At 64.1% G+C, this 17433-nt stretch carries 17 protein-coding genes and 1 tRNA gene; 6 read left to right on the top strand and 12 right to left on the bottom strand.

Annotated features, from left to right (window positions below):
* Window positions 1-67 precede the first annotated feature (67 nt).
* On the top strand, window positions 68-856 hold the full coding sequence (locus tag AC1Y2B_RS16145; RefSeq protein WP_482254139.1) for an inositol monophosphatase family protein: 789 nt from the start codon (window positions 68-70) through the stop codon (window positions 854-856).
* A gap of 93 nt (window positions 857-949) precedes the next feature.
* On the opposite strand, the gene AC1Y2B_RS16140 is transcribed toward AC1Y2B_RS16145, so the two are convergent.
* Genes AC1Y2B_RS16140 through putA form a run of 3 tightly spaced genes read right to left on the bottom strand, consistent with a single transcriptional unit; the run spans window position 950 to window position 5563 of the window.
* Complete coding sequence (locus AC1Y2B_RS16140; RefSeq protein WP_482254138.1) at window positions 950-1657, bottom strand: rhomboid family intramembrane serine protease; 708 nt, start codon at window positions 1655-1657, stop codon at window positions 950-952.
* Window positions 1658-1687: 30 nt separating this feature from the next.
* On the bottom strand, window positions 1688-2053 hold the full coding sequence (locus tag AC1Y2B_RS16135) for a GFA family protein (protein ID WP_482254137.1): 366 nt from the start codon (window positions 2051-2053) through the stop codon (window positions 1688-1690).
* Window positions 2054-2104: 51 nt separating this feature from the next.
* A complete protein-coding gene (putA, locus tag AC1Y2B_RS16130) occupies window positions 2105-5563 on the bottom strand; it encodes a bifunctional proline dehydrogenase/L-glutamate gamma-semialdehyde dehydrogenase PutA (protein ID WP_482254136.1) in 3459 nt (1152 codons plus the stop codon).
* Between the two features lie 105 nt (window positions 5564-5668).
* Here putA and AC1Y2B_RS16125 point away from each other — a divergent pair, with 105 nt between their 5' ends.
* Window positions 5669-6124: an Lrp/AsnC family transcriptional regulator gene (locus tag AC1Y2B_RS16125; RefSeq protein WP_482254135.1), complete on the top strand. Its 456-nt coding sequence runs from the start codon at window positions 5669-5671 to the stop codon at window positions 6122-6124.
* A gap of 11 nt (window positions 6125-6135) precedes the next feature.
* Here the strand turns inward: AC1Y2B_RS16125 and AC1Y2B_RS16120 are convergent, their stop codons facing one another.
* From AC1Y2B_RS16120 to AC1Y2B_RS16085, 8 genes are all read right to left on the bottom strand, one after another.
* The gene (locus AC1Y2B_RS16120) at window positions 6136-6261 is read right to left on the bottom strand and encodes a hypothetical protein (protein WP_482254134.1); all 126 of its coding nucleotides are present in this window, start codon (window positions 6259-6261) and stop codon (window positions 6136-6138) included.
* Between the two features lie 135 nt (window positions 6262-6396).
* Entirely contained in the window at window positions 6397-7338 is a 942-nt protein-coding gene (locus AC1Y2B_RS16115) for an ROK family protein (protein ID WP_482254133.1), read from the bottom strand.
* Window positions 7335-8036, bottom strand: coding sequence for a ribulose-phosphate 3-epimerase (locus tag AC1Y2B_RS16110; protein ID WP_482254132.1), 702 nt, complete (start codon window positions 8034-8036; stop codon window positions 7335-7337). The genes AC1Y2B_RS16115 and AC1Y2B_RS16110 overlap by 4 nt, the downstream gene beginning before the upstream one ends.
* Before the next feature lie 49 nt (window positions 8037-8085).
* A complete protein-coding gene (tal, locus tag AC1Y2B_RS16105; RefSeq protein ID WP_482254131.1) occupies window positions 8086-9021 on the bottom strand; it encodes a transaldolase in 936 nt (311 codons plus the stop codon).
* Window positions 9022-9110: 89 nt separating this feature from the next.
* Complete coding sequence (locus AC1Y2B_RS16100) at window positions 9111-10247, bottom strand: ROK family transcriptional regulator (protein WP_482254130.1); 1137 nt, start codon at window positions 10245-10247, stop codon at window positions 9111-9113.
* Window positions 10244-11032: an alpha/beta fold hydrolase gene (locus AC1Y2B_RS16095; RefSeq protein ID WP_482254129.1), complete on the bottom strand. Its 789-nt coding sequence runs from the start codon at window positions 11030-11032 to the stop codon at window positions 10244-10246. The genes AC1Y2B_RS16100 and AC1Y2B_RS16095 overlap by 4 nt, the downstream gene beginning before the upstream one ends.
* Window positions 11029-11850, bottom strand: coding sequence for a sugar phosphate isomerase/epimerase family protein (locus AC1Y2B_RS16090; RefSeq protein WP_482254128.1), 822 nt, complete (start codon window positions 11848-11850; stop codon window positions 11029-11031). Before AC1Y2B_RS16090 ends, AC1Y2B_RS16095 begins: the two co-directional genes overlap by 4 nt.
* On the bottom strand, window positions 11847-12926 hold the full coding sequence (locus AC1Y2B_RS16085) for a Gfo/Idh/MocA family protein (RefSeq protein ID WP_482254127.1): 1080 nt from the start codon (window positions 12924-12926) through the stop codon (window positions 11847-11849). Before AC1Y2B_RS16085 ends, AC1Y2B_RS16090 begins: the two co-directional genes overlap by 4 nt.
* A 135-nt stretch (window positions 12927-13061) precedes the next feature.
* Here AC1Y2B_RS16085 and AC1Y2B_RS16080 point away from each other — a divergent pair, with 135 nt between their 5' ends.
* Window positions 13062-14126, top strand: coding sequence for an AbrB family transcriptional regulator (locus tag AC1Y2B_RS16080; protein ID WP_482254126.1), 1065 nt, complete (start codon window positions 13062-13064; stop codon window positions 14124-14126).
* Here AC1Y2B_RS16080 and AC1Y2B_RS16075 read toward each other — a convergent pair.
* A complete protein-coding gene (locus AC1Y2B_RS16075) occupies window positions 14115-14687 on the bottom strand; it encodes a glutathione peroxidase (RefSeq protein WP_482254125.1) in 573 nt (190 codons plus the stop codon). The genes AC1Y2B_RS16080 and AC1Y2B_RS16075 overlap by 12 nt on opposite strands.
* Before the next feature lie 162 nt (window positions 14688-14849).
* On the opposite strand from AC1Y2B_RS16075, the gene AC1Y2B_RS16070 reads away from it, so the two are divergent.
* The 3 genes from AC1Y2B_RS16070 to AC1Y2B_RS16060 all read left to right on the top strand — a co-directional run bounded on the left by AC1Y2B_RS16070 (window position 14850) and on the right by AC1Y2B_RS16060 (window position 17050).
* Window positions 14850-14924, top strand: a tRNA-Glu gene (locus AC1Y2B_RS16070).
* 279 nt (window positions 14925-15203) lie between these two features.
* Window positions 15204-16262: a hypothetical protein gene (locus tag AC1Y2B_RS16065; RefSeq protein WP_482254124.1), complete on the top strand. Its 1059-nt coding sequence runs from the start codon at window positions 15204-15206 to the stop codon at window positions 16260-16262.
* A 329-nt stretch (window positions 16263-16591) separates the two neighbouring features.
* Entirely contained in the window at window positions 16592-17050 is a 459-nt protein-coding gene (locus AC1Y2B_RS16060) for a hypothetical protein (RefSeq protein WP_482254123.1), read from the top strand.
* Window positions 17051-17433: the final 383 nt, after the last annotated feature.

Raw genomic sequence — 17433 nt, 5'->3', positions numbered from 1 at the left:
GGCCTTTCCTTCAAGGACGCACCCGTGTATTCCCCCGCCGTTCCAGCCCCACCTTTCGGAGTGCCCCATGCAAGGCAGTGCCAACCTCAACCTGATGATCAAAGCCGCCCGCAAAGCTGGCCGTGCCTTGGTCAAAGACTTCCGCGAGGTGGAAAACCTTCAGGTCTCTGCCAAGGGACCCGGCGATTTCGTGACCAAGGCCGACCGCGAGGCGGAGCGGTTGATCAAGGAAGATCTGATGGAAGGTCGGCCGACCTATGGTTGGCTGGGTGAGGAAACCGGCTCGACCCCGGGGGCGGACCCGACGCGGCGCTGGATTGTCGATCCGCTGGATGGCACGACCAACTTCCTGCACGGGCTGCCGCATTGGGCGGTGTCGATTGCGCTGGAACACAAGGGCGAGATCGTGTCGGGCGTGGTGTTCGATGCCGCCAAGGACGAGATGTATTGGGCCGAAAAGGGTGCGGGCGCCTGGATGAACGAGCGGCGTCTGCGGGTGTCGGGACGGCGGCACATGCATGAGGGGCTTTTCGCCACCGGCGTGCCCTTTGGTGCCAAGCGGACCCTGCCGGCGACGGTGGCGGATCTGGCGCGGCTGATGCCGGCCTGTGCCGGGGTGCGGCGCTGGGGTGCGGCGTCATTGGACTTTGCCTATGTGGCGAGCGGCCGGTTTGACGGCTACTGGGAGCGCGAGTTGCAGCCGTGGGACATGGCGGCGGGTCTGTTGCTGGTGCGCGAGGCCGGCGGCTTTGCCGAAGCGGTGCGCGAGGGGGATGATATCCTTGATTCGGGCTCGATCATCTGCGGCAATGACGGGCTGTTCGGGCCGCTGTGCAAGGCGATCCGGAACACCTGAGGCGGTTCGCTGCCAGCGCGCTCTGCGGACCCGGCTGGGGGGCTTCGCGCCCCCCAGACCCCCCGCGGGATATTTGGGCCTGAATGAAGGCGGTCACGGGCGGCGCGGAACCGGCGGGATGGCGCTGCGGTTGAGGCGGGGTTCGGCGCTGTGGTGCGCGGCGGCGGGGCGTTTGAACAGGAGCGCGATCAGGAAGCCGGTGGCGAAACCGCCGATATGCTCCCAATAGGCGACGCCGTCGGTCAGCATCGGGTCTGAGAGGCCGGACCAGGTTTGCATGGCGATCCAGGCTCCGAGGACCAGCCAGGCCGGGATGGGCAGGGTTTTCCAGAAGATCACGAAGAAGAAGAACACATCGACCCGGGCCCTGGGGTAGAATCTGAGATATGCGCCCAGCACGCCCGCGATGGCCCCCGAGGCGCCCAGCACGGTGGTGCGGGCATAGGGATCGTGCAGGAATTGCGCGAGGGCCGCTGCCACGCCGCAGCCGAGGTAGAAGGCCAGAAAGCCGAGGCGGCCGAAGCGCGCCTCGACATTGTCGCCAAAGATCCACAGGAACAGCATGTTGCCGCCCAGATGCAGCCAGCCGGCATGCAGGAACATGGCGGTGAGCAGGGTTTCCAGCCGGGCATGGAAATGCAGGCGGAACGGAATAAAGCTGTAGTTGAACAGGAAGATGTCCTGATCGGCGCCTTTCAGGACCAGATGAGAATAGAGGAAGACGGCGAGATTCAGGGCGATCAGCCCCTGCGTGATGCGGGGCTGGATGCCGGAGGGGTTGTGGTCGCGGATCGGGATCATGCGATCAAGGTGGCGTTTTGGCGGCTTGGGTCAAGAGGGTTGCCGGTCTGCCGGGTGGTTGACGCCGTCGACCCAAGCGACGTCGCCCAGATCACGCGGGGTGATGCCGTCGAGGATGCCGACGTTGATGCCGTATTGGCTGGGGTCAGAGCGGCGCTGGTGGTGGGTGTAGATGCCGCAGGTCTTGCAGAACCAGTGCTTGGCGGTGCGGGTGCCCCATTGGTAGAGGGTCAGGTTATCCTGGCCTTTCAGGATCTTGACGCCTGAGAGGGGGGCGGAGACGACGATGGCCCCGCGCCTGCGGCAGAAGGAGCAGTCGCAGCGGCGGGCGGTTTTGAAGCCGTCCGTCAGGGTGATTTCCAGTTCTACAGCGCCGCAATGGCAGGTTCCGCGCATGGCGCCCTCCGTTTTGGCTAACGGAAGGCGGAAGTGCTACGGTGTCAAGCGTCAGGCGCCAACCTCGGCCAGGAGTTGGGCGTTGCCTCCGGAGGCGGTGGTGTCAATGCAGATGTGACGTTCCATGAGGGCGTGGGCTTGGTCGGGTTGGTCGGTGATCAGGGGGAGGATGGGGCCTTGGCGCCCTGCCAAGGCTTGGGCGTAGGTGCGGGCCGTGGCTTCGTCGCCCCAGTATAGCGCGCCGGAGAAGCCTTGCAGGCGGGTGAGGGCTGCAGGGTCGAGACCGGGGGCCTCGATGGCTTGGCCGCCGAGGGCGCGGATCGCTTGGGCTTGGGCTGCGGCGTTGGGACCGAGGCAGAGGACGGGGGGGCGGGAGAGGCTGGTGAGGCGGTTGGATTCGCCGGTTGGGCCGGGGAGGGCTTGGGTGGGGCCTTGGGTTGGGGCTTGGGTTGGGGCTTGGAGGATGAGGGCGGCGGCGATGGTGGATTCGTCGGTGGTGGTGGCTTCCGGTTGGGATGCGGGAGCCGGGGTGCGGGTGAAGCGGGGGAGGTAGTGCGGGCCGCCGGCTTTGGGGCCGGTACCGGAGAGGCCCTCTCCACCGAAGGGTTGGGAACCTACGACCGCGCCGATCTGATTGCGGTTGACGTAGATGTTGCCCGCCTTGACCGAAGAGACGACGGATTGCACGCGGTCGTCGATGCGGGAGTGCAGGCCGAAGGTCAGGCCGTAGCCGGTGGCGTTGATGGCTTGGACGACTTTGTCGACCTCCCCCGCCTTGAAGGTGGCGACGTGGAGGACGGGGCCGAAGATCTCCCTTGGCATGTCTTGGATGCCGCTGACGCGGAGAATGGTGGGGGGGATGAAGGTGCCGGTTTGCGGGGCGGTGCGTTGTTTGATCAGGCGGCCTTCGGCGCGGGCTTGGGCGATGTAGGCGGTGATGGCGGTTTGGGCTTCGGCGTCGATGACCGGGCCCAAGTCGGTGGAGAGCGCCCACGGGTTGGCGATGGTGAGGGTGTCCATCGCGCCTTCGAGCATGTGGAGGACGGTTTGGGCGATGTCTTCCTGCACGTAGAGGCAGCGCAGCGCGGAGCAGCGTTGGCCTGCGGATTGGAAGCTTGAGGCGATGATGTCGCGGACGGCTTGTTCGGGCAGCGCGGTGCTATCGACGATCATGGCGTTGAGGCCGCCGGTTTCGGCGATGAGGGGGGCGGAGGGGTCCAGGTGCGCGGCCATGTTGGCGCGGATTTTCAGGGCGGTTTCTGTGGAGCCGGTGAAGGCTATGCCTTTGATTCTGGGGTCTTTGGTGAGGGCGGCACCGATTTGGCCGTCGCCGGGGAGGAGTTGCAGGGCGGTGGTGGGGACGCCGGCTTGGAGGAGGAGGGTGGTGGCGAGGTGGGCGATCAGCGGGGTTTGCTCGGCCGGTTTGGCGATGACGGCGTTGCCGGTGGCGAGGGCGGCTGCGATCTGGCCGGTGAAGATGGCGAGGGGGAAGTTCCAGGGGGAGATGCAGGCGAAGGTGCCGCGGGCTTTGGTGAGTGGGGCCGGGGTATTCGGGATTTGGGTGGCGTAGTAGCGCAGGAAATCCACCGCCTCGCGCAGTTCGGAGACGGCGTCGGGGAGGGTTTTGCCGGCCTCTCGCGTCAGGAGGGCGAAGATGGGGCCGAAGTGGGATTCGTAGAGATCGGCGGCTTTGTTGAGGATCTGGGCGCGGATGTGGGCGGGGGCGATCCAAGGTTCGGCGAGGCGGAGGGCGGTTTCGACGTCCGGTTGGCCGGAGGTGACGACGTGGCCGGTGAGGGTGCCGTCTGACGGGTTGGCTAGCCCCAAGCGGAGGGCGCCGGCGATGGGACCTGCCAGAAGGGGGGCGGCTTCGAAGATGGTTTTGAGGTGGGGGGTGCGGGCGGCTTCGATGGCGGCGAGGTCGGTGGCGGAGGTGAGGTCGTAGCCTTTGGAGTTCTGGCGCGGGAGGTACAGGTCGGTGCCGGGGGGGATGGCTTTGCTGGTGGGGGGAAGGGCTTCGAGTTGGGTCAGGGGGCAGGCGGCGACGGCCTCGGGGGAGAGGTCCTCGTTGACGATCTGGTTGACGAAGGAGGAGTTGGCGCCGTTTTCGAGGAGGCGGCGGACGAGGTAGGCGAGGAGGTCGCGGTGGGCGCCGACGGGGGCGTAGATGCGGCAGTTTGTGTGGTTTTCGGTCAGGACGATGTCGTGGAGGCGTTCGCCCATGCCGTGGAGGCGTTGGAATTCGTAAGCGCCGGGGGGGAGGCTGGCGTCGGTGGCCATTTGGAGGATGGCGGCCACGGTGTGGGCGTTGTGGGTGGCGAATTGGGGGTAGATGCGGTCGGTGAGCGACAGGAGTTTGCGGGCGTTGGCGAGGTAGGAGGCGTCGGTGCCCTGCTTGCGGGTGTAGACGGGGAAGGAGGTCAGGCCGAGGGTTTGGGCGCGTTTGATTTCGGAGTCCCAGTAGGCGCCTTTGACGAGGCGGATCATGATCTTGCGGTCGAGTTTGGTGGCGAGGGCGTGGAGCCAGTCGATCACGGCCCCTGCCCGGCGGCCGTAGGCTTGGACGACGACGCCGAAGCCGTCCCAGCCTTTTAGGCTTTCGTCCGACAGGGTGGCTTCGATGACTTCGAGGGAGAGGGAGAGGCGGTCGGCTTCTTCGGCGTCGATGTTCAGGCCGAGGCCTGCGGCGCGGGCGAGGCCGGCGAGCGCGCGGACGCGGGGGACGAGTTCGGTGAGGACGGATGCGCGGTTGGCGACCTCGTAGCGGGGATGGAGGGCGGAGAGTTTGACGGAAATGCCGGGGTTGGTGCGGATGTCGCCGGTCGTGGCGGCACGGGCGATGGCGGTGATCGCGGCGGAGTAGGACAGGTGATAGCGGTGGGCATCGGCTTCGGTTCTCGCGGCTTCGCCGAGCATGTCGTAGGAGTAGGTGTAACCTTTGGCTTCGAGGTCGCGGGCGCGGGTCATGGCGGCGTCGATGGTTTCGCCAAGGACGAAGGCGCGGCCCATTTCCTTCATGGCGCGGGTGACGGCGGTGCGGATCACCGGCTCCCCAAGGCGGCGCATGGCGGCGCGGAGGTGGCCTACGATGCCGGGCTCGCGGTCGTCCAGCACCTTGCCGGTCAGCATCAGGGCCCAGGTGGAGGCGTTGACGAGGCTGGAGGCGGAACGCCCCAGGTGGCGGCCCCAGTCGGCGGGGGCGATCTTGTCTTCGATCAGGGCGTCCATCGTGGGGGCGTCGGGGACGCGCAGCAGCGCCTCGGCGAGGCACATGAGGGCCACGCCTTCGTCGGTGGAAAGGCCGTATTCGGCGAGGAAGACCTCCATGAGGCCGGGTTTGGCGGAGGCGCGGATGGCAGAGACGAGGGCGGCGGCCTGGGTGGTGATGGCGGCGCGGGCCTGGGGGTCTAGCCGGGCGTTGGCGAGGTTTTGGGCGACGAGGGTGGCCTCATCCGCCAAGGACCCGTGTGCGATGATGTCCCACGATGCGTTCATGCTGGTGTTTGTCATTTGGCTTCCCCTTGGCTTTGCGGCATCTTATCAGGGGTTTGACAGGCCTTTGTCCTGAACATGGGCCAAATGGCAGGCGAATGGACTGAATTTTGGGGCGTAGACATGCCGAATGACCTGCTGGACAGCTATGATCAGGCGATATTGGAAGTGCTGGAGGCCGAGGGGCGGATCAGCGCCACCGAACTCGCCGCACGGATTGGCCTGTCAAAGTCCCCCACGCAGGCGCGGATGAAGCGGCTGGAGGCTTGCGGCGTGATCCGGGGCTATGGCGCGCGGCTCGACCGGGTGAAGATGGGGCAGGCGCATGTGGCCTTTGTCGAAGTGCGGCTGTCGGACACGCGGGAGGCGGCGTTGCAGGCCTTCAACAAGGCGGTGCTGACGGTGCCGGAGATCGAAGAGTGCCACATGATCGCCAGCCGGTTCGACTATCTGCTGAAGGTGCGGACTTCGGATATTCAGGCGTACCGGCGCGTGCTGGCCGAGCGGATTTCGGCCCTGCCGCATGTGGCCGGCACCTCCACTTACGTGGCGATGGAGGCGGTGAAGGAGGGGGCGTGACCCCCCTGCCCTTATTCTTTCGGCTTGTTGACGTTCAGGCCGCCCTTGGTCGAGGCCACGGCGATGGTCTGGCCGGGCTTCACAACCTCTTTCTTGGGCTTCTTGGTTTCCTTGCGTTTGCCGAGACCTTTGGCCATGTCATTTCCCCTGAATTTGAACCGACTCAGCCGGTTATCTGGGGGGAGTGTAGGCCGGGATTGGCGCGGAGGGAATCCTCGATTTTTCGTACGAAAAATCAGGCGCTGCGACCCCACGGTTGTCCCCGCGAAACATCAGGGGTGGGCGGCGAGTTCGGGGCGGAAGATCAGGCAGGCGGCGCCGATCAGGCTGGAGGTGGTGCCAAGCTGGGCGCGCAGGATCGGGATGCCTTCGAAGCCTGGCTTGAGGTGGGCATCGAGGGTGGCTTGCATCGTGGGATAGAGCTGGTCCCAGGCCTGCGCCATGCCGCCGCCGAGGATGATGGCGTGCGGCGACAGGATGTGGGAGAGGCTGGCGAAACCGAGGCCGAGGAGTTCGGCTTCGTCGTGCACGAGGGTTTGGGCGAGCGGGTCGCCGCTGGCGGCGGCTTGGTAGACGGCGCGGGCGTCGAGTTGGCGGGAGTGGAGCGTTGACGATGGGGTTTGCGCGGCAAGGGCGGTGGCGCGGGCGGTGAGGGCGGGACCGGCGCCCCAATCCTCGAAACAGGGGAGTTTGGCGCCAAGGTGGCGGGGCCAGTCGCGGTGGAACAGCATGTGGCCAAGGTGGCCGGCCATGCCGCGACGCCCGCGCAGGGGTCGGCCCTCGGCAATGATGCCGCCGCCGATGCCGGTGGAAATCGTGACGTAGATGAAATCCTGACAGGTCCGCCCTGCCCCGTGGCACAGTTCAGCCAAGGCGCCGGCGATGCCGTCATTTTCGACCTGCACGGGCAGGTGCAGGCGGTCTGACAGGGCTTGGCGGAGGGGGAAGCCTTCGAAGCCCGCAAGGGTCTGGATGAAGAAGGTCTGGCCGGTGAGGGTGTCGAGGGGGCCGGGGGCGCACATGCCGATGCCTTTGACCTTGGTGCCGTGCAGGACTTGCGCGGCAAGGGCGGCGATCTGGTCGAGGACGATGTCGGGACCGTCCATCGCCAGTGTGCGCGTTTCAGCCTGCGTGACGATGGTGCCGGACGGGTCGATCAGGCCCGCCCTTATGTTGGTGCCGCCAAGGTCGATCGCCAGCGCGAGGTCGGTCATGTCAGGTCAGCAAGCCATGCCATGCGGGCCGGCAGGTCCGGCGCGGTGAAGGCGAGGGAGCCCAGGACGACGGTTTGGGCCCCTTCGGCGCGCATGCGGGGGACGGTGTGGTCGCGGATGCCACCGTCGGCGGCAAGGATGACGTGGGGGGCTTGGGTGTTCAGGAGCCTGCGGGCCTCGGCCAGGCGGAGGTAGGTGGTTTCATCGGGCTGGACGCCCTTGATGCCGATGGCGGTGGAAACGAGGGTCAGGAAGCTTACGCGGTGAAGCCACGGGGCGGCATCGGCCACCGGGGTGTGGAGTTGCAGGACGAGGCCGGATTTGAGGCCGAGAGAGGCGATGCGGGTCAGGGCGGCGTCGAGGATCGCGGGGGCGGTTTCGGCGTGGATGGAAATGAGGTCGGCCCCCGCCTCGGCAAACTGGTCGATCTGGGAGAGCAGAACGTCGTCCTTGACCATCAGGTGGACGTGGAAGGGTTTGGCGGTGGTTTTGCGCAGATTGGCGATCTGGTCGGGGAAGAACAGGAGGGCGGGGACGAAATGACCGTCCGAGACATCAATGTGGTAGAGGTCGACATGGGGATCGACGCGCGCCATGTCTTGGCGGAGTGCGCCCAAATCAGCGCTCCACAACGAGAATTCGGCGATCAGGGTGGGTTTCGGCAGGGTGTCCAGCCAATGTGCGTCGGGTCGTGCCATGCTGTTCCTATGGGTGGCGGACGCCCCTTGGCGGGGCGCCCGTTGGGGGTCAGAGTTTCGCCGCGACCAGGGCTTCCAGCTTGCCCGTGTCGATGTGGAAGTTGCGGATGCCCTCGGCCAGCTTTTCGGTGGCCATGGCGTCTTCGTTATGCTCCCACCGGAAATCGGCTTCCGAGATGGGGGCGGCTTTGCCTTGCACGGCACCAGCGGACAGCTTGCGCGGCAGATCGCCCTGATCCTCGGCCAGTTTGGCGATGAGGTCGGGGGAGATGGTCAGGCGGTCGCAGCCTGCGAGGGCTTCGATCTGGCCGGGGTTGCGGAAGGACGCGCCCATGACAACCGTTTGAATCCCGTGGGATTTGTAGTGGTCATAGATGCGGCGGACGGAAAGGACGCCGGGGTCTTCTTCCGCCGTGAAGGTCTTGCCGGTGGATTTGCTGTACCAGTCGGTGATGCGGCCCACGAAGGGCGAGATCAGGAAAACGCCGGCATCGGCGCAGGCCTTGGCTTGCGCCATCGAGAAGAGCAGGGTCAGGTTGCACTGGATGCCTTCCTTTTCCAGCTCTCGCGCGGCCTGGATGCCTTCCCAGGTGGAGGCGAGTTTGATCAGGATGCGGTCTTTCGGCACGCCGAGTTTGGCGTAAGCTTCGATCAGCGCACGGGCCTTGGCGATGGAGGCGGCCTTGTCGAAGGACAGGCGGGCGTCGACTTCCGTGCTGACGCGGCCTGGGACGATGGCGGCGAGTTGCGCGCCCAAGCCCACGGTCAAGTCTTGCACGATGGCGGCGACGGGGTTGGCATGGCCTTTCAGCCGCGCCACGGTTTCGGCGAATTTGTCAGCGCTGGCGGGGCTTTGCATGGCCTTGAGCACGAGGGACGGGTTGGTCGTGCAGTCTTGCGGGGCAAGGCGGCGCACGGCGTCGAGGTCGCCGGTATCCGCCACGACGACGGTCATCTTGGCGAGTTGGTCCAGTTTGCTGGTCATTTCTGCGGTCCTTTGCGGGTTCGCGGGGTATTTACTGCCGCCTGTCTGACACGGGTTTGGTGGGATGGAAAGATCGGGCTGCGACGGGGTCAGGCGGATTTGGCAAGGGTGGTTTCCTCCAGATCCGGCAGGGTGAAAAGGCGTTCGCGCAGGCGGGCGGCGGCGCCGATGGCGGCCCCCTCGGCGCCAAAGCGGGCGAGGTGCAGGGTCGGGCGCGTGGGGCCTTCCAGCATCAGACCCTCTAGATGGGCCTCAACCCGGGCTGCGACAAGGGGGTAGAGGGCCGAGAGCGGGCCGCCCAGCACGATGCGGTCGGGGTCAAGCAGGAGCGCGGCATTGGCCAGGCCGTAGGCGAGGGATTCCGCCCAGAGGGCAAGGGCGTGCTGGGTTTCCGGGGTGTCTTGGGTGTGCAGGAGGAGGGCTGCGCCTTCGGCGACCGCCCTGCCCTGCCGCATGACATGGGGAAAGCCCGCAGCGCCGGCCATGGTTTCGAACTTGCCGGAGCGGGTGGCTGTCGCAATGCGCATGTGGCCCAGTTCCCCGGCAAAGCCAAAGGCGCCCTGGATCAGCCTGCCTTGGGCGATATGGGCCGAGCCTACGCCTTCGGCCAAGAGCACCATCAGGAGGTTGAGCGGGGTTTCGGCGCAGGCGAGTTCGGCACTGGCGAAGGCGAAGGCGTCGTTGACCACCTCGACGGCCATGTCGGGGAAGGCGTCGGAGAGGGCGGCCTGCATGGGGTGGTTGCGCCAGCCGAGGATCGGGGCGTTGACGATCTGGCCTTCGCGACCGACGAGGCCGGGGATGGCCAGGCCAAGGCCCTGAAGCGGCGCGGTGGTGAGCGATTTGGCCAGCGTGATGATGCGGGCGGTCATCGCGTGGGGGTCTTGGTAGTCCGGGCCGGTGGCGATGGAGGCGCGGGCGGTGACCTGCATGTTCAGGTTCAACAGGATGGCGGTGATGGCGCGGCTGTCGATCTCGACCCCGATGAAATGGGCGCCGTTGGGGTTGAGGGTCAGGGCGACGCCGGGGCGACCGATGCCGGTTGGAGCGGTTTCGGATTCGAGGATCAGGCCGGCTTCGGCCAGTTCGGCCACGGCATAGCCTACGGTGGCGCGGGTTTGGCCCAAGGCGCGGGCCATGTCGGCGCGGCTGAGACGGGCGCCGCCTTGCAGCAGGCGCAGACAGCGCAGCGCGTTGATGTGGCGCAGGAGGCGGGTGGTGATCATGCAAGGAACGCGGCGAGGGCGGCTTGGACCTCGGCGATGTGGCGCGGTTTGTCGCGGCCTTTGGGGGTCAGGCTGGTCAGGGTGGCGTGCGGTATCAAGGCGGCGAGGGCCTGGCCATAGGCGGGCGGGTGGACGTGATCCTCGGGGGTGGTGAGGATGAGGGTCGGGAGTTTCAGGGCGCGGAGCTGGGCTTCGGTGACGCCGGGGCCGTCGAGAGGGATGCGGGAGAGAAGGGCGGTGGTGGTTTCGGGGTTGGGTCTGGTGAAGAAGGTGACGAGGGAGGCGGCGTTGTCGGGGGAGGCTGTGCTGAGGTCGCGGTAGATCTGGCCGGATTGGAACAGGGCGCGGCCGATCGCGCCGTGCCTTGCAAGCAGGCGGGCGACGTCAAGGTAGGCTTTCATGGTGTCGGGGGCCGGTTCGGTGACCCAGGCGGGGCGGGCGAGGATGAGGGCTTCTATGCGGGTGGGGTGGCGGGCTGCGAGGCGCAGAGCGATGGCGGCGCCGAGGGAGATGCCTCCGGCGGCGATGGATGGGATGTTGAGGTGGTTGAGGAGGGCAATGGCGTCATCGGTGAATTGGGCGATGGAGAGGTTTGCGGGGTCGCCGAGTTGCGAGCCTTCGTGGCCGCGACAGATCAGGGTGATGCGTTGGAAATGGGCCGGAAAGACCTCGGCCGGTTGGGCAGAGGTGGCGCCCAGGCCGTGCTGCCAGAGGATGGGGCGGCCCTCGCCCTCTACCTCGTAGGCGAGGGTGGTGCCGTCGGCGGTTTGGAAGGTGCTTTTCATGGGCGGCAGAGGGCGGTGATGTACTGACCGGCGCGGGGTGCGTCGGCGACGTCAAAGCCGTGGCCGATCAGGGGGCCGGTATAGCCTGCGGCTTTCAGGGCGGCGGTGAAGGCCGGGAGGTCGATGATGCCATCGCCCGGTGGGGTGACCTTTCCGGTGGCGTCGTGGTCCTTGGCATGGGCGAGGAGGAGGTTTTCTGACAGCAGGTCAAGGGCTTGGGAGAGGATGGTGTGCTGGTTGGGGGCTTGGTTGGCCGGGATCAGATTGGCGGCGTCCAGGATGATGCCGAGGTGCGGGGCCTGCATCTGGTCAAGGACGCGGCGGGCGGTTTCGGCGTCGGAAATGACGTTGGCGGGTTCAGGCTCGATGGCGAGGTTGAGACCGAGGAGGGCCGCTTGGTCCAGCGCCCATGAGAGTTCGGTGGTCAGGTCAGCCCAGGCTTGCGGCGTGCTGTTGTCCGGGTGGGCGGCCCACATGTTGGTGGTGTCGCGAGAGCCGGTGCAGAGGGTGACGATCTGCGTGTTGAGGTGCTTGGCGGCGATCAGGACATTCAGGAACTTCGGGCGCTGCGCGGCGCGGAAGGCCGCGTAGGGGTGGGCCATGTTCCAGGTGCCGGACAGGGCGCTGATGATGATGCCAGCGCTGGCGGCTTGCGCCGCCGCTTTGGCGAGGCCGTCCGGCAGGCTGTCGGGCAGCGGGGCGTGGCCGAGGTTGGAGAGGTTGAATTGCACGGCCGCGAAACCATCGGCGCGGGCGGCCGCGAAGGTTTCTGCGGCGGTCGTCAGCGGGTAGGTGCGGGAGAAGATGGCGGGGATCATACTGGACCCGTGGCCTCCGCCAACGTCACCGGCTTGCCGGTTTCCGCCGATTGCATGATCGCGACCATGCCGCGGACCGAGGCCAGACCGTCTTCGATGGTGGCACCGGTTTGCGGGGCGCCTTTCAGGATGACGTCGGCGAAGCCTTCAAGCTGGCGGCGGTAGAAATGCCCGTCCGCCCCAAGCACGCGGTGGGTGGAGGCATCAGCCTCGCGGAAGATGTCCACCTCGGACGCGCGGTAGTACCAGGGGTTCAGGATTTTGGCGGCAATCGAACCGTTTTCGCCATAGATCTGGAAGCCCTCGTGCCAGTCCATCCGGACGGAGAGGGTCAGGTCAAGATGGCCAAGGGCGCGGTTTTCGAACTCGACATCGACGAACCACGACATGGCACCGTATTTCTCGCGGTGGCGGGCCTGAACCTCGACAATCGGGCCGCAGAGGTAGCGGGCGAGGTCCAGAAGGTGGCAGCCATGCGCCAGCATGTTGTAGCGCTTGAGGTTGGCCTTGGGGTTGCCTTGCGGTTTCAGCGGCCGGGAGCCCACACGGGGCATCGGCTGGATGGCGTCGGTGTTGGTGTAGCGGGCGGTCGAGTCGCAGTACCAGGCTTTGAGGGCGAGGATCTCGCCCATCTCAGCCTGCAGGAAATCATGGGCGGACTGGATGCCGGGGTCAAAGCGCAGCATGTGACCCACTTGCAGGACCTTGCCCGAGGCGTGGACGGCGGCCTGAAGATCAAGCACTTCTTCCACCGAAAGCCCGATGGGCTTTTCACACAGAACGTGTTTGCCGGCCTGCAGCGCCCTGATCGCGGCGGGGACGTGGAAAGCGTCAGAGGTGGCGATGATCACCGCCTCGACCGCGTCATTGGCCAGCATCTGGTCATACTCGGGGTAGATGCGTTCGGCGTCGTAGAAGGTGCCGAAGCGGGTGGCCAGCCCCTCGTCCACGTCACAGACGGCGTAGAGGGTGGTGTTGCGGCCCTTCTGCACGGATTCCAGATGGGCGAATTGCGAGATCGGGCCGCAGCCCAGAATCCCCACGTTGAGCAGACGCTCTTCTTTCTTGACCGCCATCGGATCCTCCTGCGATGAGGTTTGTTTACGTCTGATACGAAGTCAAGGCAAGGCAGATATGCCCAAGCCGGCATTGCGGGGCGATGGGGCGGCCTGTAGCACAGGCGGACGGTGTCCCTGAGGAAAGACAGCAGCGTGCGCAGCATAGAGGTGATGGATGGCAGGCGCGCCCTGCGCTGGGGCACGCTGATCGCGCTGTCGGCGCTTTTCACGGCGGGGCTGGAGCGGTTTCACCTGCCTGCGGCGCTGCTGCTGGGGCCGATGGTGGCGGCGGTCTTGCTGTCGGTCAGCGGCACTGGGCTGGCGCTGCCACCGGCGGCGATGCATTTTGCGCAAGGCATGGTCGGGCTGATGATCGCCACGATCCTGCCCGCCTCGATGCTGGCCGAGGTGGCGGCAAAGTGGCCGATCGTGGTGGCGGGGACGCTGTCGACCATCATCGTGTCCGCCGGTCTGGGCTGGGTTCTGGCGCGGAGCGGGCTGTTGCCGGGGACCACGGCGATCTGGGGGTCCGCACCCGGAGCGGCCTCGGTCATGACCATCGTCGCGGGGGACTATGGCGCCGACATCCGGCTGGTGGCCTTCATGCAATATCTGCGCGTGGCCTGCGTGGCGGTGGCGGCGACGCTGGTGGCGCATGCGTTTGGCGTGGCGGGGGGCAAGGTGCCCGAGGTCATCTGGTTTCCGCCGGTCTCCGCCCTGGCCATCGCCACGACGCTGGCCCTTGCGGCGGGGCTGGCCTTCGCCGGGCTTTGGTTGCGGATTCCGGGGGGCAGTTTTCTGCTGCCGATGTTTGCCGGGCTGGCGCTGATCCAGTCGGGCTGGCTGACGATTGTGCTGCCGCCGTGGTTGCTGGCGCTGTCTTATGCCACCATCGGCTGGGCCATCGGGCTGCGGTTCACCCCTGCCATTCTGGGCCATGCCGCCCGGGTGTTCCCGCGCGTCTTCGCCTCGATCCTGGCGCTGATCACGATCTGTGGCGGCGCGGCGCTGGTGCTGGTTGAGGTTGCGGGGGTTGACCCCTTGACCGCCTATCTGGCCACCAGCCCCGGAGGCGCCGATTCCGTCGCCATCATATCGGCCTCGACCCCGGTAGATGTGCCATTCGTGATGGCGATGCAGATGTCACGCTTCCTGCTGGTGCTGTTCACCGGGCCATGGCTGGCCCGGCTGTTGTCGGGCCACCGTTCATCCCTCTGACAGGACCTTCTGCACGGCGGCCTCAATCTCACCGCCCAAGGGTTCGGGGCCGGAGCGCCAGGTGCCCACGACATGGCCCTTGCGGTCAAACAGCACCTTGTTGAAGTTCCATTCGGGCGAGAACCCTGCCGTCTTGCGCAGCCATTGGTACAGGGGAACTGCATCCGGCCCGGTGACATTGGAAATCACCGACATCGGCATCGTGATGCCATAGTTCAGCTCGCAGAAGGTCTTCACCTCGCCATTGCTGGGCTTTTCCTGATGGAAATCGTCCGAGGGCACGGCGAAGACCACCAGCCCCTGCGCCTTGTAGGTGTCATAAAGCTTCTGCAGCGCCGAATACTGCGGGGTATAGCCACACAGCGAGGCGGTGTTGACCAGCAAGATCGCCTTGCCCGCGAAATCCTTGGAGGCATAGCTGCCGCCATAGATCGACTCGAAGGTCCAGGCCGGTGCGGTTTCGGTGTTCGGGGTTGCGGCTTGGGTCATCATGGAGCCTCCGGTTGCGGCGGTCAGGGCCAGAAGGCCTGCGCCGCCAAGAATATCTCTGCGCCGTATCATGCTAGCACATCCCTGGTTGTTGGCACTGACCTCAGATGTGGCGCGGTTGGCGCGAAAGCCAAGCCCGGGCGGGGCAAAACGGCCGCCCCCGCCGCAAGACGTGATCTTCCTGCATTTCCCCTCTTGCAGCCCCCCACGGCCTCGCTTAATCAGCGCCGCAGTGGCCCGTTCGTCTATCGGTTAGGACACCTGGTTTTCAACCAGGTAAGAGGGGTTCGACTCCCCTACGGGCTGCCACTCCACACAGCTAACGGTATGATATTTCGCAGTTTAACGCTGCGTCGTACTGCTGTACCATCACCCTACCCAACGTCAAATTTGTGGCACAAAAGCAACGAAACATGTAGAACCGATCAGCGATTTCAAGAAGATGCGTTCTCTGCTCGCCTTGGAAGTAGGTTTGAGGATCATGTGAATTGTCCTACATTCTGCTAAAGTGGTTCGCTTCGGCTTAACAGCGTTGTTGCGAAAACTGCCTTTGAATGCGAACTTGGGCATCAGTATGGGAGATTTGAGGTGGCGATGGACGGTCAGGCGACAGATGGTCTTGCGACAGTCAATGTGGAAGACGTTTTCGAACTGTTGCCCAGTCAAGCGACCCTTGAGCAAGCTAAGGACTTCTTGCGACGTCTCCAACTCGAGCACTCAGCTGGAAGCTGGGACGCCATGATCGGAGAGCGGCTACGCCCAATGCACGAAAAGGGCCGCATCGGAAAGCAAGAGCTTGTTGATTTCTTGTGTGAGGCAGAGGAATTTGGTCGGCAGCATGTTCTGTTATTTAATGCCAAAGCCGCGCTTTTGCCGCAACTATTTGATGAAGTAAAGCTGCGGTCAATCTTGAGTGCAAGCGCTCGTTGGCCAGCGCTAAACTCCCGATATGTGGTTAATATTCCGGACAAACCGGTCATTGCTGAAGTTCGTTTGTCGAAGTCGCACCATGGCAAGTGTCTGACAATCAAAGTTGTGGAACGGCGTCATATAGCATTGACGCAACTCGCGGTAGAGTACCAGGAGGATGGCTATTTTATTCGCAAGGTTCCTACCGAACCCTACCGCGCAGCAAATATAGTTTGCATCCACGAAAATGGGTTGTGCGAGGTACGCATTCACTCACACAGCGAAGCAATAGACTATTCAATTGAAGCAACGGCCCTTTTGGAGAACCTCAAACCTCTACTCTCTGCCAGTTTATTTTCTCCAATGACGCTTTCCGGGGTTCGAGACTATGTTTGGTCTCCGGAGCATCGAGAAGCGGCGAAAACTCGTTTTTCTGTTCGTGCCAGTGAGCATATCGACGGAAGCGACGGTCGAATTCGACCTTCAATTGCTGATCCATCGCGGAGTATGCTGGATAGCCCAGGCATAGTAAACGCAATTGATACGTTTCATGCAAGCAATGCGAACGTACTGCGAGCGCACCTAACGCTACTGAGTGGCAATGGCCTAACGCGAGGGCTAAATATCCACTTCTCCGGAGCTGACAATGAATTCTTTCTCACGGCCAAGATGACCCGTCAGGAGTATGAATATGTCCTTAAAGAGGTTCTACAGGCTTATGAGAAGATGAAGAAATGAAAGCTTGGGAGCGCAAATTTCGCCAAGTGCTATCGGAGATGGAGCATGGTGAACGACCGAAATCGCTGTCTGCGCCCGCGATCAGTGCTCTTGTCGGGGCGCCCTCACCTTTTGACTTGAGTAGCCAAGCAGCTGAACTTGCGAAAGAAGGTAGGCTAAGAATTGAGTACCGCCTGTTGTCACCTGTAACAAAGACGGAAATCGGTCGCTTTAGGCATTTCAGTGAAATCCCGGGCACTGCATATGATGAATCTGCAGACCAGAGCATAAAAGTGGTCCCTAGCAGAGACGTTGAGATTGTTTATCAGGTTGTCGCGGGAAGTTAATGCGTGTCTCAGCAACTTGACAAGACCCAAAAGATTGCCCGCGAGCTAAGCTTGAAACTCCATAGTGTTCCTGCAGATAAGGTACAGGAGCACTTTCGTGAGCAAATCAATCAGGTTCCCGAAGAATATCGCGAGTTGGTTGAGCATATCGTTGCCGCAACCATTATCTACGGCATGAGGACAGACCCAAGGACAGACGGAATGAGCAATACAGATAAGACATTACTGTGGATCGGTGTATCTTTCTTAATCGCTTCGCTTGGGCTGGCGATTTTCATCCCACAGCCTTCCGTCTTTCAGCTTTTTGTATTCAGGACTTTTGTGGCACTAGCTGCTGGTGCGTTTGCCGCTTTTATACCGGGAATGTTGCACGTAAAAATTGGTACGGTAGCGCGGGGAGGAGGCGCGTTGGCGGTTTTTCTTCTAGTGTACGCCGTCAATCCGGCAGCGATGATCCTTTAATGATTTGTGAGTATAGGGATCGGCCACATCCTCTCGTTGCAATCGATTGCAGGGAGTCAAGCTTCGCATCCCACACCATCTATTGCGGACACTAAGATCGTGACCACAACCTGTCGTTTCCCCCGCAGACTCTCGGAGTGACACACTGGGTGCTTATCCCCGCCGTCCAGTCGTATCCCCCGCGATACTGCAAGAGGCGGTCCGTAGGCTCAATTCCGGCCTGCTGCGCGCAAGTCGTAATCGACCGATTGCTACCGCAGGGGTTGGCCCTTGACGCGGGCAATGATGTCGGGATCTGTGACGAAGTCCCTCAGGAAGTCGTGCCAGTCTTTGGTGGATCGTCGGGCAGCGGCCAGCATGTCTTTGATTTCGCTGATGCCGTC

The organism is Stagnihabitans sp. (assembly GCF_964946895.1).
This window is presented reverse-complemented; position numbering and strand designations above follow the sequence as displayed.